Origin of the sequence: Pseudomonas sp. 22515, assembly GCF_052044625.1 — a bacterium.
Classification (GTDB): domain Bacteria; phylum Pseudomonadota; class Gammaproteobacteria; order Pseudomonadales; family Pseudomonadaceae; genus Aquipseudomonas; species Aquipseudomonas alloputida.
Genome location: NZ_JBQENN010000001.1, coordinates 40,094 through 66,420 on the forward strand (window position 1 = coordinate 40,094; position 26,327 = coordinate 66,420).

Annotated in this window: 28 protein-coding genes and 1 pseudogene; 12 read left to right on the forward strand and 17 right to left on the reverse strand. The window is 63.3% G+C overall.

Annotation, left to right across the window (positions count from 1 at the left end; genetic code table 11):
• Positions 1-15: 15 nt before the first annotated feature.
• The 3 genes from rsmD to ACTJJN_RS00190 are packed head-to-tail and all read right to left on the reverse strand — an operon-like array spanning position 16 to position 3,456.
• Positions 16-618, reverse strand: coding sequence for a 16S rRNA (guanine(966)-N(2))-methyltransferase RsmD (gene rsmD, locus ACTJJN_RS00180; protein ID WP_003249075.1), 603 nt, complete (start codon positions 616-618; stop codon positions 16-18).
• Positions 618-2,108: a M16 family metallopeptidase gene (locus tag ACTJJN_RS00185; RefSeq protein ID WP_012053967.1), complete on the reverse strand. Its 1,491-nt coding sequence runs from the start codon at positions 2,106-2,108 to the stop codon at positions 618-620. The genes rsmD and ACTJJN_RS00185 overlap by 1 nt, the downstream gene beginning before the upstream one ends.
• Positions 2,101-3,456, reverse strand: a complete 1,356-nt coding sequence (locus ACTJJN_RS00190) for a M16 family metallopeptidase (protein ID WP_012053966.1) — start codon at positions 3,454-3,456, stop codon at positions 2,101-2,103. Before ACTJJN_RS00190 ends, ACTJJN_RS00185 begins: the two co-directional genes overlap by 8 nt.
• Before the next feature lie 231 nt (positions 3,457-3,687).
• On the opposite strand from ACTJJN_RS00190, the gene ftsY reads away from it, so the two are divergent.
• From ftsY to rpoH, 4 genes are all read left to right on the forward strand, one after another.
• On the forward strand, positions 3,688-5,142 hold the full coding sequence (gene ftsY, locus ACTJJN_RS00195) for a signal recognition particle-docking protein FtsY (RefSeq protein WP_088512580.1): 1,455 nt from the start codon (positions 3,688-3,690) through the stop codon (positions 5,140-5,142).
• Positions 5,143-5,144: 2 nt separating this feature from the next.
• The gene (gene ftsE / locus ACTJJN_RS00200; protein WP_003249079.1) at positions 5,145-5,816 is read left to right on the forward strand and encodes a cell division ATP-binding protein FtsE; all 672 of its coding nucleotides are present in this window, start codon (positions 5,145-5,147) and stop codon (positions 5,814-5,816) included.
• On the forward strand, positions 5,813-6,838 hold the full coding sequence (gene ftsX / locus ACTJJN_RS00205; protein ID WP_003249081.1) for a permease-like cell division protein FtsX: 1,026 nt from the start codon (positions 5,813-5,815) through the stop codon (positions 6,836-6,838). Before ftsE ends, ftsX begins: the two co-directional genes overlap by 4 nt.
• Before the next feature lie 111 nt (positions 6,839-6,949).
• Complete coding sequence (gene rpoH / locus ACTJJN_RS00210) at positions 6,950-7,804, forward strand: RNA polymerase sigma factor RpoH (protein ID WP_012053964.1); 855 nt, start codon at positions 6,950-6,952, stop codon at positions 7,802-7,804.
• 154 nt (positions 7,805-7,958) lie between these two features.
• Here the strand turns inward: rpoH and mtgA are convergent.
• Positions 7,959-8,704, reverse strand: a pseudogene (mtgA, locus tag ACTJJN_RS00215) (monofunctional biosynthetic peptidoglycan transglycosylase).
• 29 nt (positions 8,705-8,733) lie between these two features.
• Here mtgA and ACTJJN_RS00220 point away from each other — a divergent pair.
• The 4 genes from ACTJJN_RS00220 (at position 8,734) to trmB (ending at position 11,007) form a co-directional block, all read left to right on the forward strand.
• Positions 8,734-9,105, forward strand: coding sequence for a DUF423 domain-containing protein (locus ACTJJN_RS00220; protein ID WP_003249087.1), 372 nt, complete (start codon positions 8,734-8,736; stop codon positions 9,103-9,105).
• 102 nt (positions 9,106-9,207) lie between these two features.
• On the forward strand, positions 9,208-9,408 hold the full coding sequence (gene thiS, locus ACTJJN_RS00225) for a sulfur carrier protein ThiS (protein ID WP_003249090.1): 201 nt from the start codon (positions 9,208-9,210) through the stop codon (positions 9,406-9,408).
• A 54-nt stretch (positions 9,409-9,462) separates the two neighbouring features.
• Positions 9,463-10,275: a thiazole synthase gene (locus ACTJJN_RS00230; RefSeq protein ID WP_003249091.1), complete on the forward strand. Its 813-nt coding sequence runs from the start codon at positions 9,463-9,465 to the stop codon at positions 10,273-10,275.
• Positions 10,276-10,284: 9 nt separating this feature from the next.
• Positions 10,285-11,007 carry a tRNA (guanosine(46)-N7)-methyltransferase TrmB gene (trmB, locus tag ACTJJN_RS00235; protein WP_004575478.1) on the forward strand — a complete coding sequence of 241 codons (723 nt, stop codon included), beginning with the start codon at positions 10,285-10,287 and terminating at the stop codon, positions 11,005-11,007.
• Between the two features lie 208 nt (positions 11,008-11,215).
• Here the strand turns inward: trmB and ACTJJN_RS00240 are convergent, their stop codons facing one another.
• From ACTJJN_RS00240 to ACTJJN_RS00280, 9 genes are all read right to left on the reverse strand, one after another.
• A complete protein-coding gene (locus ACTJJN_RS00240) occupies positions 11,216-11,542 on the reverse strand; it encodes a DUF3392 domain-containing protein (RefSeq protein WP_003249095.1) in 327 nt (108 codons plus the stop codon).
• A 9-nt stretch (positions 11,543-11,551) separates the two neighbouring features.
• The gene (hemW, locus tag ACTJJN_RS00245) at positions 11,552-12,727 is read right to left on the reverse strand and encodes a radical SAM family heme chaperone HemW (protein WP_003249098.1); all 1,176 of its coding nucleotides are present in this window, start codon (positions 12,725-12,727) and stop codon (positions 11,552-11,554) included.
• A complete protein-coding gene (gene rdgB, locus ACTJJN_RS00250; RefSeq protein ID WP_003249101.1) occupies positions 12,724-13,320 on the reverse strand; it encodes an RdgB/HAM1 family non-canonical purine NTP pyrophosphatase in 597 nt (198 codons plus the stop codon). The genes hemW and rdgB overlap by 4 nt, the downstream gene beginning before the upstream one ends.
• Positions 13,317-13,751, reverse strand: coding sequence for a DUF4426 domain-containing protein (locus tag ACTJJN_RS00255; protein WP_064613754.1), 435 nt, complete (start codon positions 13,749-13,751; stop codon positions 13,317-13,319). Before ACTJJN_RS00255 ends, rdgB begins: the two co-directional genes overlap by 4 nt.
• A gap of 22 nt (positions 13,752-13,773) precedes the next feature.
• Entirely contained in the window at positions 13,774-14,394 is a 621-nt protein-coding gene (gene metW / locus ACTJJN_RS00260; RefSeq protein ID WP_088512579.1) for a methionine biosynthesis protein MetW, read from the reverse strand.
• A 7-nt stretch (positions 14,395-14,401) separates the two neighbouring features.
• Positions 14,402-15,541 carry a homoserine O-succinyltransferase MetX gene (metX, locus tag ACTJJN_RS00265; RefSeq protein ID WP_003249108.1) on the reverse strand — a complete coding sequence of 380 codons (1,140 nt, stop codon included), beginning with the start codon at positions 15,539-15,541 and terminating at the stop codon, positions 14,402-14,404.
• A 99-nt stretch (positions 15,542-15,640) separates the two neighbouring features.
• Positions 15,641-16,231 carry a YggT family protein gene (locus ACTJJN_RS00270; RefSeq protein WP_088512578.1) on the reverse strand — a complete coding sequence of 197 codons (591 nt, stop codon included), beginning with the start codon at positions 16,229-16,231 and terminating at the stop codon, positions 15,641-15,643.
• A 10-nt stretch (positions 16,232-16,241) separates the two neighbouring features.
• Positions 16,242-17,060, reverse strand: a complete 819-nt coding sequence (gene proC, locus ACTJJN_RS00275) for a pyrroline-5-carboxylate reductase (RefSeq protein ID WP_004575483.1) — start codon at positions 17,058-17,060, stop codon at positions 16,242-16,244.
• Positions 17,061-17,098: 38 nt separating this feature from the next.
• Positions 17,099-17,785 carry a YggS family pyridoxal phosphate-dependent enzyme gene (locus ACTJJN_RS00280; RefSeq protein ID WP_004575484.1) on the reverse strand — a complete coding sequence of 229 codons (687 nt, stop codon included), beginning with the start codon at positions 17,783-17,785 and terminating at the stop codon, positions 17,099-17,101.
• A gap of 65 nt (positions 17,786-17,850) precedes the next feature.
• Here ACTJJN_RS00280 and ACTJJN_RS00285 point away from each other — a divergent pair, with 65 nt between their 5' ends.
• Positions 17,851-18,849, forward strand: coding sequence for a type IV pilus twitching motility protein PilT (locus ACTJJN_RS00285; protein ID WP_088512577.1), 999 nt, complete (start codon positions 17,851-17,853; stop codon positions 18,847-18,849).
• Between the two features lie 66 nt (positions 18,850-18,915).
• Here the strand turns inward: ACTJJN_RS00285 and ACTJJN_RS00290 are convergent, their stop codons facing one another.
• Positions 18,916-19,542, reverse strand: a complete 627-nt coding sequence (locus tag ACTJJN_RS00290) for a C40 family peptidase (protein WP_012053957.1) — start codon at positions 19,540-19,542, stop codon at positions 18,916-18,918.
• A 166-nt stretch (positions 19,543-19,708) separates the two neighbouring features.
• On the opposite strand from ACTJJN_RS00290, the gene ACTJJN_RS00295 reads away from it, so the two are divergent.
• The gene (locus ACTJJN_RS00295) at positions 19,709-20,128 is read left to right on the forward strand and encodes an NINE protein (protein WP_003249120.1); all 420 of its coding nucleotides are present in this window, start codon (positions 19,709-19,711) and stop codon (positions 20,126-20,128) included.
• A gap of 90 nt (positions 20,129-20,218) precedes the next feature.
• Here the strand turns inward: ACTJJN_RS00295 and ACTJJN_RS00300 are convergent, their stop codons facing one another.
• From ACTJJN_RS00300 to ACTJJN_RS00310, 3 genes are all read right to left on the reverse strand, one after another.
• Complete coding sequence (locus tag ACTJJN_RS00300) at positions 20,219-20,917, reverse strand: SPOR domain-containing protein (protein ID WP_003249122.1); 699 nt, start codon at positions 20,915-20,917, stop codon at positions 20,219-20,221.
• Position 20,918: 1 nt separating this feature from the next.
• Positions 20,919-22,655 carry an arginine--tRNA ligase gene (argS, locus tag ACTJJN_RS00305; protein ID WP_003249124.1) on the reverse strand — a complete coding sequence of 579 codons (1,737 nt, stop codon included), beginning with the start codon at positions 22,653-22,655 and terminating at the stop codon, positions 20,919-20,921.
• A gap of 187 nt (positions 22,656-22,842) precedes the next feature.
• Positions 22,843-25,062, reverse strand: a complete 2,220-nt coding sequence (locus ACTJJN_RS00310; protein WP_088512576.1) for a primosomal protein N' — start codon at positions 25,060-25,062, stop codon at positions 22,843-22,845.
• A gap of 167 nt (positions 25,063-25,229) precedes the next feature.
• Between ACTJJN_RS00310 and rpmE the strand changes: the two genes are divergently transcribed.
• The gene (rpmE, locus tag ACTJJN_RS00315) at positions 25,230-25,445 is read left to right on the forward strand and encodes a 50S ribosomal protein L31 (protein WP_003249127.1); all 216 of its coding nucleotides are present in this window, start codon (positions 25,230-25,232) and stop codon (positions 25,443-25,445) included.
• A gap of 2 nt (positions 25,446-25,447) precedes the next feature.
• Positions 25,448-26,269, forward strand: a complete 822-nt coding sequence (locus ACTJJN_RS00320) for a thermonuclease family protein (RefSeq protein WP_012053955.1) — start codon at positions 25,448-25,450, stop codon at positions 26,267-26,269.
• Positions 26,270-26,327 lie beyond the last annotated feature (58 nt).

The following is a 26,327-nucleotide window of genomic DNA, read 5'->3' on the forward strand; positions in this document are numbered from 1 at the left end:
ACAACCCGCGGGTAATCAGCCCCGCTGCCAGAGCGCGTAGTGCACCTGGCCGGTCTTCTTCTCGCGGTGCAGGCGCCAGTTGCCTGGCAGCTGCAAGGTCGAGGGTGCCGCTTCGCTTTCTGTGTAGACCCATGCCTGCTCGCTCAACCACTGATGCTGCTCCAGCATGTTGCAGGTGTTGGCCAGTAAGTCCTGGTGGAACGGCGGGTCGAGAAACACGACATCGAACTGCTGCTTGGCCGGGCCTTGCAGGTAGCGCAGGGCGTCGGTTTGCAGAATTTGCCCGCGAGGACAGCGCAGGATTTCGAGGTTGTTCTTCAGGTTGGCGATGGCCGCAGGGTTGCTGTCCAGCGCCACGGCATCCTCGGCCCCACGGGACAGGGCTTCGAGCACCAAGGCACCGCTGCCGGTGAAGGCGTCCAGCACGCGGGCGCCCTCGATGTAGGGTGCCAGCCAGTTGAATACGGTTTCCCGTACGCGGTCAGGCGTTGGCCGCAGGCCTTCGCCTTCCGGCACCGCCAGGCGGCGGCTGCGCCACTCGCCGGCGATGATGCGCAGGTGGCCCTGGCCCTTGCTTTGGCCCGCTTGCGGGCGGGCGGGAGGGGTGGATCTTGGCATTAGTGCTCCGGTACCCCGAGCGGTTGCTCGGAGGGCTTGTCAGTGGGTGCTGGCAGCGGTTTTTGTGGCACTTTCGGGCCAACGGTGACGATCACCAGTTTATCGGCTGACAGGTGTTTGTTCATGGCTGCCTTGACCTGTTCGACGGTAAGGGCCTGGGACTGTTGCATGAAGTCCTCTAGCCAGGTCAGCGGCAAGTTGTAGAAGCCGATCGCGCCCAGTTGGCCGACGATGCTGGCATTACTGGCATTGGACAGCGGGAAGCTGCCGGCCAGCTCGCGCTTGGCATCGTCCAGTTCCTGTTGGGTAGGGCCCGTCTTCAGGTAGTCGGCGAGAATGCCTTGCACCAGCTTGAGCGTACCTTCGCTGAGCTCGGCACGGGTTTGCAGGTTGATCATGAACGGACCGCGTACCTGCATCGGGCTGAATACCGAGTAAACGCCGTAGGTCAGGCCACGCTTCTCTCGCACCTCGCTCATCAGCCGGGTACCGAAGGCGCCACCCCCAAGGATCTGGTTGCCCAGCGACAGGGCTGGCCAGTCCGGGTCCTGGCGGTCGATCCCCAGTTCGGCCAGCATCAGGTGGGTCTGCTTGGACGGGAAGTCGATGTGGGTCAGGCCGGCCTTGGCGTCTGTGGGTTGGGCCGGTGCGGCCAGCGCAGGGCCCTTGGGCAGGCCGGCAGACACCTGGGCGGCGATGGCTTCGGCCTCTGCACGGCTGAGGTCGCCGACGAGGGCGATTACCGCATTGCCGCCGGTATAGGCCTTGGCGTGGAACGCGCGCAGCTGGGCAAGGCTTATGCCCGTGATGCTCTCTGCGGTGCCGTCGCTTGGGTGGGCGTAGGGGTGGTCGCCATAGAGCTTGCCGAAAAGGGCCTTGCCGGCGATCTTGCCGGGGTTTTGTTTCTCATATTCGAAGCCAGCCAGCATCTGGTTCTTGATGCGCTTGAGGGCATCCTCGGGGAATGTTGGCTTGCCCGCCACCTCTGTAAACAGTTTGAGGGCCGGTTCGCGCTTGTCCTTGGCACTGAGACTGCGCAGCGATGCGACGGCCATGTCGCGGTAGGAACCGTTGCCAAAGTCTGCGCCCAGGCCTTCGAAGCCCTCGGCGATGGCGCTGACGTCCTTGCCGGCCACGCCCTCGTTGAGCATGGCGTTGGTCAGAGCGGCCAGGCCTGGCGTGCCGCCGTCCTGGCTGCTGCCGGCAGCGAAGGTGACGCGCAGGTCGAACATGGGCAGTTCGCGGGCCTCGACGAACAGCACCCGGGCACCTTCGGCGGTGTTCCAGTGCTGGATGTTCAGCTGACGCCGGCTGGGTGCCTTGCCATTCAGTTCGGCCAGCGACTGCAAGGTGTTGGCCGGGCGGGCTGCGCTGCTGTCGGCCTTGGCAGCGTTATCGGCCATGGCCGGAGCGGCCAGCACTGCCGCCAGCGCCAGGGCACGAATGCCCGTGGCCAGCAGGGTTGGGCGTGGTGCGCGGCGATCACTCATGGGCGGACTCCTCGGGCAGTACATGGGCAACGCTCAGGCGTTCGCGGGTGAAGTAGGTGCGCGCGGCGTTCTGGATGTCCTGCGGGTTGACGCGCTTGAGCTCGTCCAGTTCGCTGTCGATCAGCTTCCAGGACAGGCCGACGGTTTCCAGCTGGCCGATGGTGGTGGCCTGGCTGCTGATGGAGTCGCGGTCGTAGACCAGGCCGGCGATGACCTGAGCGCGTACGCGTTCCAGCTCTTCGGCGCTGGGCGGCGTGCTCTTGAGTTCTTCAAGCAGCTGCCAGATGCCTTTCTCGACGTCGGCGAGGGTTTTCTGCTTCTGCACATTCGGCGTCGCCGAGATCAGGAACAGGCTGTCGCCGCGGGTGAAGGCGTTGTAGCTGGACGACGCGCCGGCCACCAGTTCCTGGCCACGCTCCAGGCGGGCCGGCATGCGGGCGCTGTAGCCGCCGTCGAGCAGTGCCGAGATCAGGCGCAGGGCATGTACCGTCCGAGGGTCCTTGGCGGTGGGCAGGCCGGGCACGTTGAAGCCGTAGATCAGGCTTGGCAGCTGGGTTCGTACGTGCAGGGTCAACTGGCGCCAACCAGGTTCGGCCAGTTCCAGTGGCAGCTTGGCTGGCGGTACGGCGCGTTTGGGAATATTGCCGAAATACTTCTGCGCCAGGCCCTTGACCTCGGCGGCGGTGACATCACCGACCACCACCAGGGTGGCGTTGTTGGGGGCGTACCAGGACTCGTACCAGTGGCGCAGTTCCTCAACTTTCATGCGCTCCAGGTCGGCCATCCAGCCAATGGTCGGCGTGTGGTAGCCGCTGGCCGGGTAGGCCATGGCGCGGAACAGCTCGAATGCCTTGGCATTGGGCTGGTCGTCGGTGCGCAGGCGGCGTTCTTCCTTGATGACCTCGATTTCGCGGCTGAACTCGTCGGCAGGCAGGCGCAGGCTGGCCAGGCGGTCCGCCTCCAGTTCCAGGGCTACCGGCAGGCGGTCGCGGGCCAGCACTTGGTAATAGGCGGTGTAGTCGTCGCTGGTAAAGGCGTTTTCATCGGCGCCGAGGTCACGCAGAATGCGCGAGGCCTCGCCGGGGCCGACCTTGGCGCTGCCCTTGAACATCATGTGTTCCAGCGCATGGGACAAGCCGGTCTGGCCCGGGGTCTCGTAGCTGGAGCCGACCTTGTACCAGATCTGCGAGACCACCACCGGGGCGCGATGGTCTTCGCGGACCACGACCTTCAGGCCATTGTCGAGGATGAATTCGTGGGTGGGTTGCACATCGGCGGCAAAGGCCGCGAGCGGCAGGCAGAGCGTGCCGAGCAACAGGCCAGCGGCGCGGCGGGCTAGAGCGTTCATACGGTGTTTAACCTGTTCGGCGGCCCGCTGGGTTTAGCGTCGGCGGGCCAGGAGGTGCTAGGATACTGATCCGGTTGCCTGGCGACCATGCCTGTCGCCGTTCTGGCCCACAGGACACTAAGTCAAAACATTGCGCATGAACCAGCCGGCTTCAAGATAGTCTGTTCTGCGTAGAGAGAATTCCCGATTGGCCATAGCTGGCCTATCGCTACCCTGAGATAGCCGTCTTCCATGTTTGGTTCCAACGACGACAAAAAAGCGCCGGCCGAGGCTGGTGAGAAGAAAGGCCTGTTCAGCTGGTTTCGCAAGAAGCCGCAGCCACCTGCGGGAGCGGGCGTGCCCGCGCATGAACCCCCCGCTGTCGAGCAGTCTGCAGCCGCTCCGGTCGAGGGATCTGCCGCCGAAGCGCCACAGGCCCCCGAACCCGTTCAGGCCCCTGCTGCCCCACAGCTGGCTGAGCCGCAGCCGGACGCCGCACCGGCCCGGCCCCCGGTAGTCGAGGCCCCCGTCCCTGAACCGGTGGCGTCCCAGCCATTGCAGGCGCCTGAGCCAGAGCCGGTTGCGTCCATGCCCTTGCAGGCGGCCCCTGTCGAGTCTGCCCCTGTCGAGACCGCAGCGCCGGTCAGCAACCTGGTGCTGCCGGTTGCCGAAGAGCCCGTGGCCCTGGTGCCGGACCTGGAGCCGAAGGCACCGCCCGCAATCCCGGAACGCGCGGTACCCGCCCCGGCGGCGCCTGTTGCTGCACCCGTCGAACAGGCCAAGCCCGGCTTCTTCGCGCGCCTAAAGCAAGGCCTGTCCAAGACCAGTGCCAGCATCGGCGAGGGCATGGCCAGCCTGTTCCTCGGCAAGAAGGTCATCGACGACGACCTGCTCGATGAAATCGAGACGCGCCTGCTGACTGCCGACGTGGGTGTGGAGGCTACCTCGGCCATTGTCCAGAACCTGACCCAGAAGGTCGCGCGCAAGCAGTTGGCCGATGCCGATGCCCTGTACAAATCGTTGCAGGAAGAACTGGCTGCGCTGCTGCGCCCGGTCGAGCAGCCGCTGAAGGTACAGGCCCAGAACAAACCCTATGTGATCCTTGTGGTTGGCGTGAACGGCGCCGGCAAGACCACCACCATTGGCAAACTGGCGAAAAAGCTGCAACTGGAAGGCAAGAAGGTCATGCTGGCTGCCGGTGATACCTTCCGCGCCGCCGCGGTCGAGCAGTTGCAGGTGTGGGGCGAGCGTAACCAGATTCCGGTGATCGCCCAGCACACGGGTGCCGACTCTGCTTCGGTCATCTTCGATGCCGTGCAGGCCGCCAAGGCCCGTGGCGTCGACGTGCTGATCGCCGACACTGCCGGCCGCCTGCACACCAAAGACAACCTGATGGAAGAGCTGAAGAAGGTCCGCCGGGTCATCGGCAAGCTCGACGTTGAGGCGCCGCACGAGGTGCTGCTGGTGCTTGACGCCGGCACCGGCCAGAACGCCATCAGTCAGGCCAAGTACTTCAACCAGAGCGTCGAGCTGACCGGCCTGGCCCTGACCAAGCTGGACGGCACTGCCAAGGGCGGGGTGATCTTCGCCCTGGCCAAGCAGTTCAACATCCCGATCCGTTTCATCGGCGTCGGTGAAGGCATCGACGACCTGCGTACCTTCGAAGCCGAGCCGTTCGTCAAGGCTCTGTTCGCCGAGCGAGATTGACCATGATCCGATTCGAGCAGGTTGCCAAGCGCTATCCCAACGGTCATGTGGGGTTGCATGAGCTGAGTTTCCGGGCGCGCCGGGGCGAATTCCTGTTCGTCACCGGCCACTCCGGCGCAGGCAAGAGCACCCTGCTGCGCCTGTTGCTGGCCATGGAGCGCCCGACCAGCGGCAAGCTGATGCTGGCCGGGCAGGACCTTGGCCAGATCAGCAATGCGCAAATCCCGTTCCTGCGCCGGCAAATCGGCGTGGTGTTCCAGAACCACCAGTTGTTGTTCGACCGCACCGTGTTCAACAACATTGCCTTGCCGCTGCAGATTCTCGGCCTGTCCAAGGTCGAGATCGCCAAGCGCGTGGACTCGGCGCTGGAGCGCGTGTCGCTGTCCGACAAGGGCGAGCTGTTTCCGGCCGACCTTTCCACCGGGCAGCAACAGCGGGTGGGTATCGCCCGCGCCATTGTTCACCAGCCGGCTCTGCTGCTGGCCGACGAACCCACCGGTAACCTCGACCCGCGCCTGGCTGCAGAGATCATGGGCGTGTTTGAGGACATCAACCGCCTGGGCACGACGGTATTGATCGCCAGCCACGACCTGGCACTGATCGCGCGCATGCGCCACCGCATGCTGACCTTGCAACGCGGCCGCTTGATCGGCGATGGGGAGGCCGGGCAATGAACACTACACGCACGCCGAAGGTTTCCGAGCGGGTCGCACCGAAACCGGCCGATCCGCAACCTGCGAAGAAAAAGCGCGGTGAAGACGATGATGGCCCGGACTTCCGCACCCTGCTGCATGCCTGGCTGGAAAGCCACCGTGCCAGCTTGGCCGACAGCCTGCGCCGCCTGGGCAAGCAGCCGATCGGCAGCTTCTTCACTTGCCTGGTCATGGCAGTGGCGCTGAGCATGCCGATGGGCCTGTCCTTGTTGCTGAAGAACGTCGAGCAGCTTGGCGGTTCTTGGCAGCGCGCTGCGCAGATTTCGCTGTACCTCAAGCTTGATGCCGGCAGCCGCGATGGCGAAGCGCTGCGCGACGAGATCAAGGGCATGCCTGGCGTGGCGGACGCCCAGTATGTAAGCCGCGAGCAGGCCCTGGAGGAGTTCCAGCAGCAGTCCGGCCTGGGCGAGGCCTTGCGCGAACTGCCAGACAACCCATTGCCGGGTGTGGTGGTGGTAACCCCGACCGAGGTCGACAAGCCGGCCCTGGACGCCTTGCGTCAGCGCCTGGCGGAGCTGCCGCGGGTGGACGTGGCGCAACTGGACCTGGTCTGGGTCGAGCGCCTGGCAGCCATCCTCAAGCTGGGTGACCGCTTCGTCTTCGGCCTGGCCGTAATGCTGATTTCTGCCCTGCTGTTAGTAATCGGTAACACAATTCGTCTACACATTGAAAACCGTCGTATCGAGATCGAAGTGATCAAGCTGGTCGGCGGCACCGACGCCTACGTGCGCCGGCCGTTCCTGTACATGGGCGCCCTGTATGGCCTGGGCGCAGGCCTGCTGGCGTGGGGCATCCTGGCGTTTGGCCTGAACTGGCTGAACGAGGCGGTGGTAGGGCTTTCCGGGCTGTATGGCAGTGACTTCGCCCTGGGCGGCGTTCCGGCTTCCGATGGTCTGTCGCTCTTGATCGGAGCAGTGTTGTTGGGGTATATCGGTGCATGGATTGCAGTCGCCCGCCACTTGAACGAGCTGGCGCCGCGATAGTTTTTACGTGCCAGCATTGACATTTTCTTCACTGCGGAACTTGTACCGTCGTTCCAGGTCAATGTTGGCAGCGCCCACAAGGTGCGAGTTTTGTAAGTCGGAGGTTCTTGAATGACCACATCGTTGCAACCTGCCTATGCCCTGGTACCCGGTGCAAACCTGGAAGCCTATGTGCACACGGTCAACAGCATCCCGCTGCTGACGGTCGAGCAGGAGCGTGATCTGGGCGAGCGTCTCTATTATGAGCAGGATGTCGAGGCCGCTCGTCAGATGGTGATGGCCCACCTGCGTTTCGTCGTACATATCGCCCGTAGTTATGCCGGCTACGGGTTGGCCCAGGCTGACCTGATCCAGGAAGGCAATGTCGGCCTGATGAAAGCCGTCAAGCGCTTCAACCCTGAAATGGGCGTGCGCCTGGTGTCGTTCGCTGTGCACTGGATCAAGGCAGAGATCCACGAGTTCATTCTGCGCAACTGGCGCATCGTCAAAGTGGCTACCACCAAGGCTCAGCGCAAGCTGTTCTTCAACCTGCGTAGCCAGAAGAAGCGCCTGGCGTGGCTGAACAACGACGAAGTGCATCGCGTGGCGGAAAGCCTTGGCGTCGAGCCGCGCGAAGTGCGCGAGATGGAAAGCCGCCTCAGCGGCCAGGACATGGCCTTCGATCCGGCAGCGGAAGCTGACGACGACAGCGCCTTCCAGTCGCCTGCGCATTACCTGGAAGACCACCGTTACGATCCAGCGGTGCAGTTGGAGGATGCCGACTGGAGTGACAACTCCACCAGCAACCTGCACGAAGCGCTGCAAGGTCTGGACGAGCGTAGCCGCGACATTCTCTATCAGCGTTGGCTGGCGGAAGAGAAGGCCACCCTGCATGAACTGGCAGACAAGTACAGCGTATCGGCTGAACGTATTCGCCAGCTGGAAAAGAATGCGATGAACAAGGTCAAGGCACTGATTTCTGCCTGATCGAGTCTGGGTTGTAAAGAAAAGCCGCTGGCCCTATGGGGTGAGCGGCTTTTTTTGTTTGTGCTGGCTTCGCCGGCCTCTTCGCGGGTAAACCCNNNNGGGGATGCGGTTGCCCGTAGGAGCGGGTTTACCCGCGAAAGGGCCGGGCCTGCATTCAAAGCTTTCTGGATGAGTCCAGCTGCATCAGGTAGCTGGGCCCGCCCAACTGGCTCATCTGCCGGCGAATCCAGCCGGCCCGGCTGGCCACGTAGGCACTCGGCCGGCTGGCACTCCATTTGATTGGGCTAGGCAGCACCGCAGCCAGCTGCGCCGCCTGCTGGCGGCTGAGCCGGCTGGCGTCGACACCAAAGTGATAACGCGCCGCCGCCTGGGCACCAAACACGCCCTTGCCCCACTCGGCGCTGTTCAAATAGACCTCGAGAATCCGCTCCTTCGACCAGAACAGCTCAATCAGTGCGGTGAACCAGGCCTCCAGCCCCTTGCGAAACCAGCTGCGGCCTGACCACAGAAACAGGTTCTTGGCCACTTGTTGGGTCAGGGTGCTGGCGCCGCGAATGTTGCCACCGCGTTCGTTGTGGGCCAGCGCCGCCTGAATGGCCGGGAGGTCGAAGCCCCAGTGGTTGGCGAACTTCTGGTCCTCGCCAGCAATGACTGCAACCTTGAGCTCATCGGAGATGTTCTCCCAAGGCTCCCAGTCGCGCTGCAGGTCGATCGGTTCACCATTCACCCAAGACTGTACCTTGCGCTCGACCATCAGCGCCGTGCCGGGCGGTGGTACCCAGCGGAACACCAGCACCAGCACGATGCTGCCGGCAACGAACCAGAGCAGGGCGCGGGAGAGGCGACGGATAAGCGTTGACAGCATGTCGATGGCTTGGCCCTAAGGGTGGAAGGGGCCATTATACAGACCCGATACAAGGAGTCGTCCCATGCTTCGCAGCTTCCTGATGCTTGCCGCCTTTTTTGGCTTTACCGGTGTCGCCCTGGGCGCCTTCGCCGCTCATGGCCTGAAAAACCGGCTGACGGCTGACTACCTGGCAATCTTCCATACCGGCGTGACTTACCAGCTGGTCCATGCCTTGGCGATCTTCGGCGTTGCGGTGCTCTCGGCGCACCTGCCCGGGCGCCTGGTCGGGTGGGCTGGCGGCCTGTTTGCGTTGGGCATCGTGCTGTTCTCCGGCAGCCTGTACCTGCTGACCCTCAGTGGCCTTGGCAAGCTTGGCATCATCACCCCGATGGGTGGCTTGTGCTTCCTTGTCGGCTGGCTGTGCCTGGGCCTGGCAGCCTGGCGGCTGGGCTGACCGAGTGGTCCACAATCACGACTAATGGCGCGCACCGCCCTTGGGTTGCAGGGCGGTTCGGCGCTAGAATGCTGGCCCCAAAGAACAATGGTGGCCGTGCGCATGCGCATTAAATTGAACGGTGAACCTTACGAACTGCCTGCCGGCGAAAGCGTTGCAGCCCTGCTGGCGCGCCTGGAACTGACCGGGCGCCGTGTTGCAGTGGAACTGAACCTGGATATCGTGCCGCGTAGCCAGCACGACAGCACGCTGCTGAATGACGGCGACCAGGTCGAAGTGGTCCACGCCATCGGTGGCGGCTGACAGCAGCCCGGCGGTTCACAAGCAAGCCCTGCAACCTTTTCCCGAGGAACAACGATGAGCAACGTTCGTAGCGACAAGCCCTTCACCCTGGCCGGGCGTACTTTCCAGTCGCGCCTGCTGGTCGGTACCGGCAAGTACCGTGACATGGAAGAAACCCGCCTGGCCACCGAGGCCTCGGGTGCCGAAATCGTCACCGTCGCTGTGCGCCGCACCAACCTTGGCCAGAACGCGGGCGAGCCGAACCTGCTCGATGTACTGTCGCCCGACAAGTACACCATCCTGCCGAACACTGCAGGCTGCTTTGACGCGGTGGAAGCGGTACGCACTTGCCGTCTGGCCCGCGAACTGCTCGATGGGCGCAAATCGCACGAGTCCCGGACGCTGGTGAAGCTGGAAGTGCTGGCCGACCAGAAAACTCTGTTCCCCAACGTGATCGAAACCCTCAAGGCCGCCGAAGTGCTGGTCAAGGAAGGTTTCGACGTCATGGTCTACACCAGCGACGACCCGATCATCGCCCGTCAGCTGGCCGAAGTCGGCTGCATCGCGGTCATGCCGCTGGCTGGCCTGATTGGCACCGGCCTGGGTATCTGCAACCCCTACAACCTGCAGATCATCCTGGAAGAATCCAAGGTGCCGGTGCTGGTCGATGCTGGCGTGGGTACCGCATCCGACGCCACCATCGCCATGGAAATGGGCTGTGAGGCAGTACTGATGAACTCGGCCATCGCCCACGCCCAGCAGCCGGTGCTGATGGCCGAGGCCATGAAACACGCCATTGTCGCGGGTCGCATGGCCTACCTGGCCGGTCGTATGCCGAAGAAACTCTATGCCAGCGCCTCCTCGCCGCTGGATGGTCTGATCAAGTAAGAGCAACTGATGACTGAATCGCACGATACGCCGATCACCCCCGACGGCGAAGCCCGCCCACACCGCCGCATCAAGAGCTTCGTGATGCGTGCCGGGCGCATGACCGAAGGCCAGCAACGCGGCCTGGACCAAGGCGGCCCGCTGTACATCCTGCCACTGGCTGACAGCCCGGTGGACTACGACCAGGTGTTCGGCCGTTCGGCCCCGCGCACCTTGGAGATCGGCTTCGGTATGGGCCATTCCCTGCTGGAAATGGCCGCTGCTGCACCTGAGCAGGACTTCATCGGTGTGGAAGTGCACCGCCCGGGTGTTGGCGCGCTGCTCAATGGCGTGCTGACCCAGGGGCTGAAAAACCTGCGGGTGTATGACTGCGATGCTATCGAAGTGCTGAACCGCTGCGTGGCGGATAACAGCCTTGATCGGCTGATGCTGTTCTTCCCAGACCCATGGCACAAGGCGCGTCACCACAAGCGCCGCATCGTCCAGCTGGAGTTCGCCGAGCTGGTACGTCGCAAGCTCAAGCCTGGTGGTGTGTTCCACATGGCCACCGATTGGGAGCCGTATGCCGAGTACATGCTGGAAGTGATGAGCGCAGCTCCTGGCTATCGCAACCGTGCGGCAGACGGCACCTATGTGCCGCGCCCCGAAGAGCGCCCGATCACCAAGTTCGAACGCCGCGGTGAGCGGCTGGGGCACGGGGTGTGGGACTTGAAGTTCGAGAAGGTCGATTGAGCGGCTGATACGGCTTCTCGATGTGCCGATGCTTGCAGGAATGCAGGCGAAAAAAACCGCCTTGAGAAGGGCGGTTTTTTCTTTGTAGGAGTGGGTTCACCCGCGAATACGGTAGTGGCGGCAACGGTGAACGGCGGGTGGAGATTGGCCAGCACGGCCGGCCCTTTCGCGGGTGAACCCGCTCCTACAAGGGCCCGGGGCCATTGGGTCAGCCTCGGCGATCCGCCACCACGCCAATCAATACCAGCACCACCAGCAACACAGGCGCCAACGCATAGTTGTTGAACTGGCTGAGCCCCTTCACCACCCACGGTGTGGCATAGATCAGCGCAGCACCGCTACCGATCATGACCATCAGCGCCATGAACGGCACGCGCAGGGCGCCCGCGAGGCCGCCCAGGCGCTGCTCGGCCCAGGCTTTGACATCAGTGCCGAACAGCACCAGCAGGCAGCCTACCAAGGCCAGTGAAATCTCCGACAGGTTGCTGCGGCTCCAGCGGGAAACCGTCGCGAGCAGATCAAGTACCAGATCCATGGGTCATCCTTAGGTCAAGAAATACTGCAGCAGGTCATTGAGGAACAACTGGCCCCTCGGCGTGGCTACCAGTCGATCCGGTTCGACCTGCAAAAGGCCCTTTTGTTCGGCGGCACGGCGTGCTTCCTGCAGCTGTGACAGCGGCAAGCCGGTGCGTTGGGTGAACAGTTCGGCTTCCACGCCATCGGTCAGGCGCAGGGCGTTCATCAGGAACTCGAACGGCAGTTCATCGACTGGCAGCAGCTTCTCGCCGGCCTTGAACGGCTTGGCCAGGTTCAGGTAATCCTTGGGCAGGCGGGTCTTCCAGGTACGCAGGATGCGCCCGTCGGCAAAGGTGAGCTTGCCGTGAGCGCCAGCGCCAATGCCGATGAAGTCACCGAAGCGCCAGTAGTTGAGGTTGTGCCGGGCGGCGCGGCCTGCCTGGGCGTAGGCCGATACCTCGTACTGGCGGTAGCCGTGCTCGGCCATCAGCGCTTGGCCGGCTTCCTGAATATCCCAGAGGATGTCGTCTTCGGGCAGCTCTGGCGGCTGGTTCCAGAACACCGTGTTCGGCTCCACGGTCAGCTGATACCACGACAGGTGGGTCGGCCCCAGATCGATGGCCTGGCGCAGGTCACCCAGCGCATCGTCCAGCGACTGGTCGGGCAGGCCGTGCATCAGGTCCATGTTGAAATTGTCGAAACCGGCCGCGCGCGCCATGTCGGCGGCCCGAACCGCTTCGTCGCCATTGTGGATGCGCCCCAGTGCCTCCAGCTTGGCTGGCTGGAAGCTCTGCACGCCGATCGAAAGACGGTTGATACCGGTCTGCCGGTAGGCCTTGAACTTGTCCTGCTCGAAGGTGCCCGGGTTGGCTTCGAGGGTGATCTCGATGTCTGGCGCGAACGGAATACGTTGCTCTATGCCACGCAGTAGCCGGCCAAGGGCGTTGGCACTGAACAGGCTTGGCGTACCGCCACCGAAGAAGATCGAGCTGATCGGGCGACCTTGTACGGCAGCCAGTTCCTGGTCGAGGTCGTCGAGCAGGGCTGTGACGTAGGCATCTTCCGGTAGTTCAGGCCCGGCTGCGTGGGAGTTGAAGTCGCAATAAGGGCATTTGCGTACGCACCACGGAATGTGGATGTACAGCGCCAGCGGCGGCAGGCTGCTAAAGCCTGCCGCGCCGGGGGGCGACAGCATTTCGATCATGCCAGGCCCAGACGTTTGCGCAGCAGGGCCATGGCACGGGCGCGGTGGCTGAGCTGGTTCTTGTCTGCTGGGGCTAGATCGGCGCTGGAGCAGTTGCGCTCCGGTACCCAGAACAGCGGGTCGTAGCCAAAGCCCTGCTCGCCGCTGGCCTCGAACAGGATGCGCCCGTGCCACAGGCCTTCGCACAGGATCGGCAATGGGTCGTCGGCGTGACGCACCAGCGCCAGAACGCAGACGAACTGTGCACTGCGCTCAGCTTCAGGCACGTCTTTCAAGGCTTCGAGCAGCTTGGCATTGTTTGCCGCGTCACCTTTGCCATCGGCATAGCGCGCCGAGTAGATGCCCGGCGCGCCGCCGAGGAAGTCCACTGCCAGGCCAGAGTCATCGGCCAGGGCCGGCAGGCCGGAAATGCGGGCGGCGTTGCGCGCCTTGAGGATGGCGTTCTCGACGAACGACAGGCCGGTTTCTTCCGGCTCCACCTGGCTGAACTCACCAATCGAGTGCAGCTGCACGGAATGGCCGAGCATGGCCTGGAGTTCCTTCAGTTTGCCGGCATTGTGGCTGGCCAATACGAGTTGCTGGAAATTCATCATTCGCCTGGGAACACTTCCTGGTTGAAGCTGAGAGAGTTGCTGATGCCGCCGGTTTCGATGTTCAAGTCGAAGGTGACGGTTTCTGGCTGGTCGATCTTGAACTGGGCGATGTAATACACCGCGCCCTGTTCGGTAATCTGCTTGAACGACAGCGGGCTGCTGCGCCCGGTCAGGTCCTTGACCGTGCCGCTGATCACCGCTGTTGCAGGTTTGCTGGCCTTGAGGACGGTAATGTTGAGCACGCCCTGGTTCTTGCTGCGCACCAGGCCGGTGGCCGCGGCCACCTCGGGTGTGAGCATGCTCGAGGTGAATGCGCTGTAGTGCACCGTCACGTCACCAAATACCTCCTTGCGCTCGGGGCGTGCGGCATCGGCAGCCAATACTGGCAGGGCCAGGCACAGGCTGATCAGGAACAGGGCTAGGCGACGCATGGTGCGATTCCTCCGGTGGGCGTCAGACCGCGAGCTGATGCTCTTGCAGGCCCGGACTGCTGACGCGGTAGATGCCGATCTCACCTAGAAGATTAGGCCATAGCCGGCCACCCCACCCGTTGCGGTGCAAGTGGTCGACCGCCAGGCGGTCGAGTACCTTGGCTCGGCGTTCGTGCACAAGTTCTTCGAAGTCGGCGAAGGTGCAGAAGTGGATGTTCGGCGTGTTGTACCAGGTATACGGCATGAAGTCCGATACCGGCATGCGGCCTTTGGTCGCCAGGTACCAGCGGCAGCGCCAGTGGCCGAAGTTCGGGAAGGTGATGATGCACTGACGGCCTACTCGCAGCATTTCGTCGAGGATGCGGTCGGGGTATTCCACGGCCTGCAGGGCTTGGGTCATGATCACCACGTCGAAGCTGTTGCTGGCGAAGTTGCCCAGGCCTTTGTCCAGGTCCTGTTCGATGACGTTGACGCCCTTGGCCACGCAGGCGGCGATATTGTCGGCGTCGATTTCCAGGCCGTAGCCGGTGACCTGTTTGCAGTCACGCAGCGAGGCCAGCAGTTCGCCGCTACCGCAGCCCAGGTCGAGTACCCGGCTGCCGGCGGGGATCCAGTCGTGGATGATTTCCAGATCGGCTCTCATGCTGTCCTCAGATGGCAATGCGGTTCATGTAGTTCGAGAAACCCTGCATGTAGCGAGGTGTGGGGATCAGGAAGGCATCGTGCCCGTAGGGCGAATCGATCTCCAGGTAGCAGACGTTCTTGCGCGCGGCCATCAGCGCGTCGACGATCTCGCGCGAACGGGCCGGAGAGAAGCGCCAGTCGGTGGTGAACGACATGATGCAGTAGTCTGCCTTGACGTGGGCCAGGGTGGCGGCCAGATCACCACCGTGCGTGGCGGCCGGGTCGAAATAGTCCAGTGCCTTGGTCATCAGCAGATAGGTGTTGGCGTCGAAACGGCCGGAAAACTCCTCGCCCTGATAGCGCAGGTAGCTTTCGACCTGGAACTCGACGCTGTGGAAGTCGTAGTTGAGTTTGTCGCTTTTCAGCTCTCGGCCGAATTTTTCACCCATCGAATCATCGGACAGATAGGTAATGTGGCCGACCATGCGTGCCAGCATCAGGCCGCGCTTGGGGATCACGCCCTGGTCCTGGAACGAGCCTCCATGGAACTCAGGGTCGGTAAGAATGGCCTGACGCGCCACCTCGTTGAAGGCGATGTTCTGCGCCGACAGCTTGGGTGCCGAGGCAATGTCGACGCAGTGGCGTACGCGCTCGGGGTAGGTCATCGTCCATTGCAGCGCCTGCATGCCACCCAGGCTACCGCCGACGATAGCTGCCCACTGCTGGATGCCCAGGCGGTCGGCCAGCCGTGCCTGGCTGTGCACCCAGTCTTCCACGGTCAATACCGGGAACTCGGCGCCATACGGTTTACCGGTGGCTGGGTTGACACTGCTGGGGCCGGTGCTGCCGTTGCAGCCGCCGAGGTTGTTCAGGCTGACCACGAAGAAGCGGTTGGTATCGATCGGTTTTCCGGGGCCGATGCAGCTGTCCCACCAGCCCGGCTTGCGGTCGGTGGCGGCATGGTAGCCAGCGGCATGGTGGTGGCCGGACAGGGCATGGCAGATCAGCACGGCGTTGCTCGCGCTGGCGTTCAGGGTGCCATAGGTCTCGTAGACCAGTTCGTAACTGGCCAGTGAACGGCCACAGGCCAGTGCCAGCGGTTCATCGAACCGGGCGGTTTGCGGTACTACCAGACCGACGGAATCTTCGGGAAAGACAGTTGACATCGACCCTGCTCACGCTTGACGGAGGCGTAAGTCTAAAGAGCGCTACCCCCAGCGGCAAGCAAAGGCTTGCGACGGGGGGCACGCTGGCTCTGGCGAGCCTCAGATCATTCGCCACAGCTCTTGAGGCATGCCCGCGTAGGCGGCCAGCGGAGGCATGACAAACGACTGGATCACCTGGATCGCCAGGAAGGCGAAGATCGGCGAGATGTCCATGCCGCCCAGGTTTGGCACCAGGCGGCGGAACGGTGCCAGCACTGGCTCGCTGATCTGGTAGGCCAGTTCGGCCGCCGGGTTGTGGCTGTTGGGGGCAACCCAGGAAACGATCACCATGATGATCATCGCCACCCAGAAAATCTTCAGGAACAGCGAGGTGATGCCGATGATCGCCCACATCAGCAGGTGCAGGACGTCGCCGAAGGTACCGTAGGTGACCATCAGCACAAAGCCCATCAGCAAGGCCTGGATGACCACCGCCAGCAGTAGCGACGAGGTATCCAGCCCGCCAACGCTAGGGATGATCCGGCGGATCGGCTTGAGCAACGGTTGGGTGGCACGAACGGCGAACTGGCACAGCGGGTTGTAGAAGTTGGCCTTGACCAGTTGCAGCACGAAGCGCAGCAGGACGATGACCAGGTAAAGGCTGACCAGGGTTTGCACCACGAAAATCGCGGCGCCTGACAGTGCATTCATCTAAAGCTCCTTATTTGCCCAGTTGTTCGGCCAGCTCGGCGGAGCGCGTGGCTGCAGCCTGCAGCGCCTGCTCGACGATGGCTTCGAAGCCGCTGGCCTGGAACGACTTGATCGCCGCTTCCGTGGTGCCGGCGGGCGAAGTGACGCGGCGGCGCAGTTCAGCGGCATCGACATCGCTTGCAACTGCCATGCGCGCGGCGCCCAGGGCCGTCTGCAAGGTCAGTTGGGAGGCCGTTTCGCGTGGCAGGCCGAGTTTTTCGCCTGCCGCGGTCATGGCCTCGATCAGCAGGAAGAAGTATGCCGGGCCACTGCCGGACACAGCTGTCACGGCGTCCAGTTGCTGTTCCTGCTCCAGCCACAGGGCGGTGCCCACGGCCGACAGCAGTTGTTCGGCCTGCTGACGCTGTTCGCCGGACACTTCAGCGGTGGCGTACAGGCCGCTCACGCCTTGGCGCAGCAATGCCGGGGTGTTGGGCATGCAGCGCACCACCGGGCGAGCGCCCACCCAGCTTTGCAGGCTGGCGCACGTGATGCCGGCGGCGATTGAAACGATCAGCTGGCCATCCTGCAGGTTGGGTTGCAGTGCCTGACATACGGTTTTCATGACTTGTGGCTTGACCGCCAGCACGATGACGTCAGCGCCATCGATGGCCTGGGCGTTGTCCTCGAAGGCTTCAATGCCGTGCTCGGCCTGGATGCGACTGCGGGTCTCGGCGCCCGGGTCGCTGGCGCGGATCTGCGAGGCGTCCAGGCCCTGGGCACGCAGACCACCGATCAGGCTGGCGGCCATGTTGCCGGCGCCGATAAAGGCAATACGTGTCTTGCTCATGTCAGGTCCTTGTGGAAAAGAGTGAGTGAAGCATGGAATCAGGTGTTGCCGTAGTCGCGGGCGCCGAACAGGGCCGTGCCAATTCGTACCCACGTCGCGCCCTGGGCGATAGCCGCTTCCAGGTCGTGGCTCATGCCCATGGACAGGGTGTCCAGGCCAAACCCCAGGCCTTCCTGCAACTTGCGCAGGCTGGCGAAGGCGGCCTCCTGGGTGGCGCGGTCTTCGGTGGGTTCCGGGATTGCCATCAGCCCGCGCAGGCGCAGGTTGGGCAGTGCGGCTACGGCTTTGGCCAACGCGGGTAGGTCGGCCGGGGTGCAGCCGGATTTACTGTCTTCGCCGCTGACGTTTACCTGCAGGCAGATGTTCAGCGGCGCCAACCCGGCAGGGCGCTGTTCCGACAGGCGTTGGGCAATTTTCAGGCGGTCCACGGAATGCACCCAGTCGAAATGCTCGGCGATGGCTTTGGTCTTGTTCGACTGAATGGGGCCGATGAAGTGCCAGATCAAGGGCAAGTCGCTGAGGGCCTGCTGCTTTGTCAGTGCTTCCTGTAGGTAATTCTCCCCGAAGTCGCGCACACCGGCGGCATGGATCTCGCGGATAGCGCTGGCGGGCTTGGTCTTGCTCACGGCCAGCAACTGGACGCTGGCCGGATCACGCCCGACTGCCTGGGCAGCACTGGCGATACGGGCGGAAATCGCGGAAAGGTTGTCTGCTAGGGTGGACATGGATCGATGCCGGCAGCTGTAGGGTCTGCGGCATTCTACCTGCTTGAAGGCCTTTGGGGAGTCTCATGGATGTGACCGACCTGTTGGCCCGAGCTGTGGATGCGGGGGCTTCAGACCTGCACCTGGCGACGGGTCAGATTCCGATGCTGCGCCTGGATGGCGAGTTGCAGCGTATGGGCTTGCCGCCCTTGAGCCAAGGGGCCTTGATCGAGGGCATGGCGAGCGTGCTGGATGATGACCAGCGCCGGCAGTGGGCCCAAGGCGATGAAATGGACCTTGCGCTGGAATTGCCTGCGCTTGGGCGCTTTCGGCTGAACCTGTTTCGCCAGTTGAATGGCCCGGCGGTTACCTTTCGGTTGATTCCGGGGCGCATTGCGACGGTGAGTGAGCTGGACCTTGCGGATGTGTTTCTAGCTGTTGCGCAATGCCGGGATGGCTTGATCCTCGTGGGCGGGCCGACCGGCAGTGGCAAGTCCAGTACCCTGGCAACGCTGCTCGACCAGCTGAACCGCGAGCGGGCGCTGCACATCATCACCCTGGAAGACCCTGTCGAGGTCATCCATGCCAGCCAGCGCAGCCTGGTCAACCAACGTGAGATGGGGCGCCATAGTCGCGGCTTTGCTCAGGGGCTGCGCAGTGCGCTGCGCCAGGACCCGGACGTGATCATGATCGGCGAGTTGCGCGACCTTGAAACCATTCGCCTGGCCCTGCGCGCGGCCGAAACCGGGCACCTGGTGCTGGCAACCGTGCATGCGCGTTCGGCGACCAGCAGCATCGACAGGTTGGTGGAGGTTTTTGCTGCCGAGGAAAAGCCGTTGGTGCGGGCGATGCTGGCCGAGTCACTGCGCCTGGTGGTCGCGCAGGTGCTGGTCAGGCGCGTGGGGGGCGGGCGGGTGGCTGCGCGGGAAGTGCTGGTGGCGACGCCGGCGGTGCGTAACCTGGTTCGGGAGGGGCGGTTGGCGCAGTTGTCTTCGGTGATGCAGGGCGGGGCGGCGGAGGGGATGCTGACGATGGAGGGGGCGTTGCGGAGGCTGAGGGAGCGAGGGTTGATCAAAGGCTTGTAGTACCTGCAAAGGCCCTTTCGCGGGCGCGNCCCGCGAAGGGGCCGGTACCGGATAGCGCCGATCAGATTAACGCTTGGCCAGACTCAGCTGTTGCTGCTCTTTCGGCAGCACCCGTTTGGCCACCACGTAGTGCTTCTGCCAGTAAGGCTTGCTCAAGGTGTCGATACTCACCCGCTTGCCACGGCGTGGCGCGTGGATGAAGCGGTCGTTACCCAGGTAGATGGCTACGTGATTGACCCGACGGCTCTTGATGTTGAAGAAGATCAGGTCGCCAGGCTTCAGATCACCCTTGGCCACCTTCACCCCATGGCCCTGGGCCATGGCATTGGAGGTGCGCGGCAGGTCGACGTCGGCGACGTCGTTGAAGGCGTATTTGACCAGCCCGCTGCAGTCAAAGCCTTTTTTCGGGCTGCTGCCGCCCCAAACATAAGGGGTACCGAGCACATTTACCGCACGGCTCAGCACATCGCTGCTTTGCTTCGGCGACATGGCGGCGACATTCGCACCGCGGCTGCTGACGGCATTGCTTGGGCGGGCGCGCAGCGCGGTCTGCTTGGCGGGTGCGTGTTTCACCGACGCGTTGGTCGTGTAGCCGGTGAAACCATTGGGAAGACGTTGCTCACGATTGGTGGCGTGGGCGGCCAGGGGCAATAATAGGCAGAGGGTCAGCCATGTCTTGATCAAAGGCGGCATAGATGAAGCTCTTATGAATAGTTATGTGTTGGGCGCGCAACTTTATAACAGCTTTTTGATCAGTTATTGATCCGTTGGTCGATTGCCTAGGCGCCGTATGTCGGGTAGCGACGAGAAAGTCACATTTTTTTTTAGAAAATTTTCGGATAACCCACGGGGGCTATGAATGAACAGTTATCAACAGGGGGTGCCCTTTCACGACACCCACAGCAAAACCATTGGCTACCTGCTGTGGATTTTCGGCTTCACCGGGTCCCATCGTTTCTATTACGGCAGGCCGATTACCGGGACCATCTGGTTCTTCACCTTCGGCTTGCTGGGCATTGGTTGGTTGATCGACCTGTTCCTGATCCCGTCCATGGACCGTGAAGCCGACCTGAGGTTTCAGTCCGGGCGTATCGACTACAACATTGCCTGGATTCTGCTGACCTTCCTGGGGGTGTTTGGCCTGCACCGGCTGTATCAGGGCAAATGGATCACCGCGATCATCTACTTCTTTACCGGCGGGTTGTTCCTGGTGGGGGTGCTGTATGACTTCTGGACGTTGAACAGCCAGGTGTCCGAAAGGAATGCGGGGCGGGGCTGACGGTAGCGGGGCTGCTTTACAGCCCCTTCACGGGCAATGCTGTCCATATAAAGAAGGCCTTGTCGCACCGCTGCGGCAAGGCCTTCTTCGTTACTGGCGGGTCTGCCGCTGTTGCAGCAACAGGTTGCTGAATCCGGCCCCAGCCAGCTGCTTCTGAGCCCCGGTCAGCTGCTCGCGGTTGCTGAACGGCCCGACCAGTACGCGGTACCAGGTTTCATCCTTGACCGTGCCCGACTCCACCTTCACGGACTGGCCCAGCAGGATGATCTGTGCCCGTACCTTGTCGGCATCGGCCTGCTTGCGGAACGAGCCGGCCTGAAGGAAGTACTGCGTGGTCGCCGCCGGCTTGATCACGGGTGGTGGCGGCGGCGGGGTCTGGCCGAGCAGCGCTGCCTGGGCCCTCGCCGTGTCGATTTTCGCCGCTTCTGCTGGTGTCACCGGGGTTACCGGCTGGGCCGGCACCGGTGGCGTTTTCTCCGGTACGGCTTCCGGCGGCACGATCACCTCAGACTCCGGCAGCAGGGTGTAGAAGTCGTACTTCGGCTTCACCGGCTGTTGCGGGGTAGCTTGCGCGGGCTTGCCGGCTTCGGCCGTTTTCGCCGGTTTCTCCTGCTCGGGCTTGGTGCGCTTGATGTCATCGCCACCGGGTTCGAGCTTCATCAGGAACACGATGAACGCGCCTACGGTCAGGCCGACCGCCAGCCATACCCAGCCGGGGATCGGCTGTTTGGCCGGTGCCGTCTGGCGGCTGGCGCCGCGTTTCGGGGCAGGTTTTTTCTTGGCAGCCAACTTACATGCGCTCCAGGGTTTCCAGGCCGAGCAGTTCCAGACCTTGTTTGAGGGTGCGGCCGGTCAGGGCGGCCAGGCGCAGCCGGCTCTGCTGCTGCGAAGGGGTTTCGGCAGCGAGGATCGGGCAGTTCTCGTAGAAGCTCGAGAACAGGCCGGCCAAGTCGTACAGGTAGCTGCACAATACGTGCGGCGTGCCTTTTTCGGCGACGTTGTTGAGGATTTCGCCAAACTGCGCCAGGCGCGCGGCCAAGTCCTGCTCGTGGGCTGCGTGCAGCACGATTTTGCCGTCGACTTCGTCAAAGCCTTTGCCCAGCTTGCGGAACACGCCGGCTACGCGGGTGTAAGCGTACAGCAGGTAAGGGGCGGTGTTGCCTTCGAAGTTGAGCATCAACTCGAAGTTGAAGCTGTAGTCACTGGTGCGGTGCTTGGACAGGTCGGCGTATTTCACCGCGCCAATGCCCACCACCTCGCCGATGTGGCGCAGTTCGTCGTCGGCCAGGCTCGGGTTCTTTTCCTTGACCAGCGCGTAGGCGCGCTCCTTGGCCTCGGTGAGCAGGTCGATCAGCTTCACGGTGCCGCCGTCACGGGTCTTGAACGGGCGGCCGTCGGCGCCGTTCATGGTGCCGAAGCCCATGTGCTCCATTTGCATCGGGTGGCCGACGAAGCCAGCGCGGCGGGCCACTTCGAACACCTGATTGAAGTGCAGGGCCTGGCGCTGGTCGACGAAGTACAGTGCGCGGTCAGCCTTCAACACATTGCTGCGGTAACGCACGGCAGCCAGGTCGGTGGTGGCGTACAGATAGCCGCCGTCAGCCTTCTGCACGATCACCGGCAGCGGGTCGCCTTCGCTGTTCTTGAACTCGTCGAGGAACACGCATTGGGCGCCCTGGTCTTCGACCAGCAGGCCCTTGGCCTTGAGGTCGGCCACCACGTTGGCCAAGTCGTCGTTGTAGGCGCTTTCGCCCATCACGTCGGCCATGGTCAGTTTGACGTTGAGCAGCTCGTAGGTCTTCTGGCAGTGCGACAGCGAGATGTCCTTGAAGCGTGTCCAAAGGGCCAGGCACTCGGGGTCACCGGCTTGCAGCTTGACCACCAGGCCGCGGGCGCGAGTGGCGAACTCCTCCGATTCATCGAAGCGTTTCTTCGCCGCGCGGTAGAAGTTTTCCAGGTCCGACAGCTCGTCGCTGGTGATCGGGTTTTCCTGCAGGTAGGCCATCAGCATGCCGAACTGGGTACCCCAGTCGCCGACGTGGTTCTGGCGGATGACGTTGTCGCCCAGGAACTCCAGCACGCGCGCAACGCTGTCGCCGATGATGGTCGAGCGCAGGTGGCCGACGTGCATTTCCTTGGCCAGGTTGGGCGCCGACATGTCGATCACCACCTTTTGCGCCGGGCCGGCTTTGCGTGCACCCAGGTGGGCGTCGGCCAGAGCGGCATCCAGGCGGTTGGCCAGGGCATCGGTGTTCTGGAAGAAGTTGAGGAAGCCGGGGCCTGCAATCTCGACCTTGCTGATGTCGGCGCTGGCCGGCAGGGCGTTGATCAGTTTTTCGGCGAGGTCGCGCGGCTTCATGCCGGCCGGCTTGGCCAGCATCATGGCGATGTTGCTGGCGAAGTCGCCGTGGGTCTTGTCCCGGGCGTTTTCCACCTGGATCGCCGGCGACAGCCCTTCAGGCAGCACACCGTCGGTGACGAGTTGGGTGAGGGCTTGCTGGATCAGCTGGCGAATGGTGTCTTTCATGGGGATCTCTTTTCGACCGCAAGCGCGGTGAGCGCCTGGATGCGCAGGTGGAAAAACTGGGCATTATCCGTTGCCGGGAGCAGGTTGCCAACCTTTGGGCGGCAAGCTGGGGGCCACAAGCGGCAAGAAAAAGCGGCATCGCACCCGCCCGGCGCTTGCTTGCCGCTGGTCACTCGCAGCTTGAAGCTCAATACAGGTCTACCGGGTCGACATCCAGCGACCAGCGCACCTGGCGCCCGCTCGGCAACTGTTCCAACACTAGCAACCAGGCGCTGATCAGTCGATGCAACGGCGCCCGGGTATTGGCCTGTATCAACAATTGTGCGCGGAATCGTCCGGCGCGGCGCTCCATGGGCGCCGGTACCGGGCCCAGCAGTTCGATGCCCGGCAGGTGCTGTTCGGCCACCAGGCGCTCGGCGGCGGCACAGGCTTCGTCGAGAAAACTTTCGGCCTGCCCCGGCTTGTGTGCTTCGGCACGCAGCAAGGCCAGGTGCGAGTAGGGCGGCAGCCCGGCGGCTCGGCGTTCGTCCAGGGCCTGTTCGGCGAAGGCGAAGTAGCCTTGCTCGGTTAGCTGGACCAACAGTGGGTGGTCGGCCAGGTGGGTCTGGATGATGACCTTGCCGGGTTCTTCGGCCCGCCCGGCCCGCCCGGCCACCTGTACGATAAGTTGTGCCATGCGCTCGCTGGCGCGGAAGTCACCGGAAAACAGCCCACCATCGGCATCAAGGATGGCCACCAGGGTCACCCGCGGGAAGTGGTGGCCCTTGGCGAGCATCTGGGTGCCGACGAGGATGCTTGGCTGGCCGCGCTGGATGGTGCTGAACAGGTTGTGCATGGCGTCCTTGCGCGCCGTGCTGTCGCGGTCCACGCGCAGGATCGGGTAATCCGGGAACAGCACCTTCAGGCGCTCTTCGGCGCGCTCGGTACCGGCACCGACCGGGCGCAGGTCGACGTGGTTGCATTGCGGGCACTGGTGCGGCAGGCGTTCGTCATAGCCACAGTGGTGGCAGCGCAGCACGCCGGAGCGCTGGTGCACGGTCATGCGCGCATCGCAGCGTGGGCATTCGGACAGCCAGCCGCAATCGTGGCACAGCAAGGTTGGGGCAAAGCCGCGGCGGTTGAGGAACACCAGCACTTGTTGGCCAGCTTCCAGGGTCTGTCGGATAGCCTGCTGCAGCGGGCCACTGATGCCGCTGTCCAGTGGCAGGCTCTTCACATCAAGGCGCAGCATGCGCGGCGGGCGGGCCCCCCCGGCGCGTTGGTTCATACGCAGCAGGCGGTAGCGGCCGGTCAGGGCGTTATGCAGGGTTTCCAGCGACGGTGTGGCGGAGCCGAGCAGGATCGGGATGTTCTCCTGGTGAGCGCGTACCAGTGCCAGGTCGCGGGCGTGGTACCGCAGGCCTTCCTGCTGTTTATAGGAGCCGTCGTGCTCTTCGTCGATGATGATCAGGCCGGGGTTTTTCATCGGCGTGAACAATGCCGAGCGGGTGCCGATGATGATATCGGCCTCGCCGTCCCGTGCCGCCAGCCAGGCATCCAGGCGTTCGCGGTCGTTCACCGCAGAGTGCAGCAGGGCAATGCGCGCGTTGAAGCGTTGCTCGAAGCGGGCCAGGGTTTGCGGGCCGAGGTTGATCTCCGGGATCAGCACCAGCGCCTGCTTGCCGGCTTCCAGGGTTTCGCGGATCAGTTGCAGGTAGACCTCGGTCTTGCCACTGCCGGTGACGCCGGCCAGCAAGAACGCGCCGAAACCGCCAAAGCCCTCGCACACGGCGTCGAAGGCATCGCGTTGCTCTTCGTTGAGGGGGAGTTCCGGCTGTGCCAGCCAGTGCTCATGGCGCAGGGCCGGCAAGTGGCGGCGCGTCTCGATCTGCACCAGATCCTTGGCCAGCAGCAGGTCGAGGCTGTCCTTGTTCAGGTTGAGTTTGGCCAGCAGGCTGTGGGCCACGCCGTGCGGGTGCTGGGCCAGGGTCTTGAGGGCGTCGCGCTGGCGCGGCGCGCGGGCGATGCGCGGGTCCTCCAGGCGGGCGCCAGGGGCTATGTGCCAGAAGCGTTCCTGGCGCATTTCGGCAGCTTCGCCCTGGCGCAGTAGCGTGGGCAGCGCCCAGCTCAGGGTATCGCCCAGGCTGTGCTGGTAGTACTGGGCGGTCCACAGGCACAGCTTGAACAGCGACGCGGGGATGGGGGACACCGGGTCGAGCAGGGCAGTGGCCGGCTTCAGTTTGTCGGCGGGCACTTCGCTCTGCGTGCACACCTCTATCAGCACACCGATCATTTCGCGGCGGCCAAAGGGCACGCGGATGCGCATGCCAGGGGTCAAGGTCTGGCGCGCCATGCTCGCCGGCGCCTTGTAGTCGAACAGGCGCCGCAGCGGAGAGGGCAGGGCAAGGCGCAGGATGACGTCGGACACGCGGAAAGTCTCGGAGGGCGTTACAAGGACTGGCGAGCCTAGCAGACGACGGTCGGTGCAAGCGACATCTTGCGCTGACGGTGTGCTCTGGTATTATTCGCCGCCTAATTACGTGCGGTATTCAACAATTGGTGTTGGGTGGCGGCACGCAGCTCGAGGAAGTGACCATGAAAGAAGGTATCCACCCGAACTACGAAGTAGTTGCAGTCACCTGCAGCTGCGGTAACAAGTTCGAAACTCGTTCGACCCTGGGCAACGTCCTGTCGATCGACGTTTGCAACCTGTGCCACCCGTTCTACACCGGTAAGCAGAAAGTTCTGGACACCGGTGGTCGCGTACAGAAGTTCGCCGATCGCTTCGGCATGTTCGGTGCCAAGAAGTAATCATGCGCAGGGCGAATCCTTCGGGCTTCGCATTGTTGCTGAAGAAGGCGTCCCTTGTGGGCGCCTTTTTTGTGGGCGTTATCTGGCATTTCCCGGTCCTGGCGTTCTGCCCACAGCCGGATAAGCCCCAATGGGTAGCGGTACGACAGGTGGTTGATGGCGACACCTTGCGTCTGGTCGATGGCCGCAGTGTGCGGCTGATCGGTATCAATGCCCCGGAAATAGGCCGCAAGGGGCGTACCAGTGAGCCCTATGCCGAAGCTGCCAGACGGCGATTGCAGGCCTTGGTAAAGGCCAATGACGATCGTGTCGGGCTGGTGCCTGGTGTTGAAGGTAAGGACAAGTACGGTCGCACACTGGCGCACATCTACAGCCGCAATGGCGACAATCTGGAAGCACAATTGCTTAGCGAGGGCTTGGGCTACCGCGTGGCCATTGCCCCTAATGTGCGTTTCAGCGATTGCCAGCAGCTTGCCGAACAAGTAGCGCGCCAGGCTGGCGTTGGCCTGTGGCGGCATTCGCCCGTAGTGGCTGCAAGCGATGTCAGGCAGTCAGGTTTCGCTGTTGTGCGTGGTCGTATCGAAGGCATCGAGCGAAATCGTGGTGGGGTCTGGCTTACCCTGGGCGGTACCCTGGTACTGCAGGTTCCCGCTCGTCTGCAGCGCAACTTCCCCGCCAGCTTCTTCGATAATCTCAAGGGACGCCAGGTCGAAGCGCGCGGCTGGGTGCTGGATCGTTCCCGCAGGGGTGGCCTCAAGCCCGGGCAGCGACGTTGGGTGTTGCCATTGACCGATCCAAGCATGTTGGAGCGCATTTCAGGTTAAAAGATGTAGACATTTCGCTACGAGATTGTACACACTGTTGGTTGTATGCCCCCGTGGG

Excerpts from the sequence above, each read along its gene's own strand:
- rsmD (WP_003249075.1), bottom strand. The coding sequence starts at position 618 with ATGCCAAGATCCACCCCTCCCGCCCGCCCGCAAGCGGGCCAAAGCAAG.
- ACTJJN_RS00185 (WP_012053967.1), bottom strand. The coding sequence starts at position 2,108 with ATGAGTGATCGCCGCGCACCACGCCCAACCCTGCTGGCCACGGGCATT.
- ACTJJN_RS00190 (WP_012053966.1), bottom strand. The coding sequence starts at position 3,456 with ATGAACGCTCTAGCCCGCCGCGCCGCTGGCCTGTTGCTCGGCACGCTC.
- ftsY (WP_088512580.1), top strand. The coding sequence starts at position 3,688 with ATGTTTGGTTCCAACGACGACAAAAAAGCGCCGGCCGAGGCTGGTGAG.
- ftsE (WP_003249079.1), top strand. The coding sequence starts at position 5,145 with ATGATCCGATTCGAGCAGGTTGCCAAGCGCTATCCCAACGGTCATGTG.
- ftsX (WP_003249081.1), top strand. The coding sequence starts at position 5,813 with ATGAACACTACACGCACGCCGAAGGTTTCCGAGCGGGTCGCACCGAAA.
- rpoH (WP_012053964.1), top strand. The coding sequence starts at position 6,950 with ATGACCACATCGTTGCAACCTGCCTATGCCCTGGTACCCGGTGCAAAC.
- ACTJJN_RS00220 (WP_003249087.1), top strand. The coding sequence starts at position 8,734 with ATGCTTCGCAGCTTCCTGATGCTTGCCGCCTTTTTTGGCTTTACCGGT.
- thiS (WP_003249090.1), top strand. The coding sequence starts at position 9,208 with ATGCGCATTAAATTGAACGGTGAACCTTACGAACTGCCTGCCGGCGAA.
- ACTJJN_RS00230 (WP_003249091.1), top strand. The coding sequence starts at position 9,463 with ATGAGCAACGTTCGTAGCGACAAGCCCTTCACCCTGGCCGGGCGTACT.
- trmB (WP_004575478.1), top strand. The coding sequence starts at position 10,285 with ATGACTGAATCGCACGATACGCCGATCACCCCCGACGGCGAAGCCCGC.
- ACTJJN_RS00240 (WP_003249095.1), bottom strand. The coding sequence starts at position 11,542 with ATGGATCTGGTACTTGATCTGCTCGCGACGGTTTCCCGCTGGAGCCGC.
- hemW (WP_003249098.1), bottom strand. The coding sequence starts at position 12,727 with ATGATCGAAATGCTGTCGCCCCCCGGCGCGGCAGGCTTTAGCAGCCTG.
- rdgB (WP_003249101.1), bottom strand. The coding sequence starts at position 13,320 with ATGATGAATTTCCAGCAACTCGTATTGGCCAGCCACAATGCCGGCAAA.
- ACTJJN_RS00255 (WP_064613754.1), bottom strand. The coding sequence starts at position 13,751 with ATGCGTCGCCTAGCCCTGTTCCTGATCAGCCTGTGCCTGGCCCTGCCA.
- metW (WP_088512579.1), bottom strand. The coding sequence starts at position 14,394 with ATGAGAGCCGATCTGGAAATCATCCACGACTGGATCCCCGCCGGCAGC.
- metX (WP_003249108.1), bottom strand. The coding sequence starts at position 15,541 with ATGTCAACTGTCTTTCCCGAAGATTCCGTCGGTCTGGTAGTACCGCAA.
- ACTJJN_RS00270 (WP_088512578.1), bottom strand. The coding sequence starts at position 16,231 with ATGAATGCACTGTCAGGCGCCGCGATTTTCGTGGTGCAAACCCTGGTC.
- proC (WP_004575483.1), bottom strand. The coding sequence starts at position 17,060 with ATGAGCAAGACACGTATTGCCTTTATCGGCGCCGGCAACATGGCCGCC.
- ACTJJN_RS00280 (WP_004575484.1), bottom strand. The coding sequence starts at position 17,785 with ATGTCCACCCTAGCAGACAACCTTTCCGCGATTTCCGCCCGTATCGCC.
- ACTJJN_RS00285 (WP_088512577.1), top strand. The coding sequence starts at position 17,851 with ATGGATGTGACCGACCTGTTGGCCCGAGCTGTGGATGCGGGGGCTTCA.
- ACTJJN_RS00290 (WP_012053957.1), bottom strand. The coding sequence starts at position 19,542 with ATGCCGCCTTTGATCAAGACATGGCTGACCCTCTGCCTATTATTGCCC.
- ACTJJN_RS00295 (WP_003249120.1), top strand. The coding sequence starts at position 19,709 with ATGAACAGTTATCAACAGGGGGTGCCCTTTCACGACACCCACAGCAAA.
- argS (WP_003249124.1), bottom strand. The coding sequence starts at position 22,655 with ATGAAAGACACCATTCGCCAGCTGATCCAGCAAGCCCTCACCCAACTC.
- rpmE (WP_003249127.1), top strand. The coding sequence starts at position 25,230 with ATGAAAGAAGGTATCCACCCGAACTACGAAGTAGTTGCAGTCACCTGC.
- ACTJJN_RS00320 (WP_012053955.1), top strand. The coding sequence starts at position 25,448 with ATGCGCAGGGCGAATCCTTCGGGCTTCGCATTGTTGCTGAAGAAGGCG.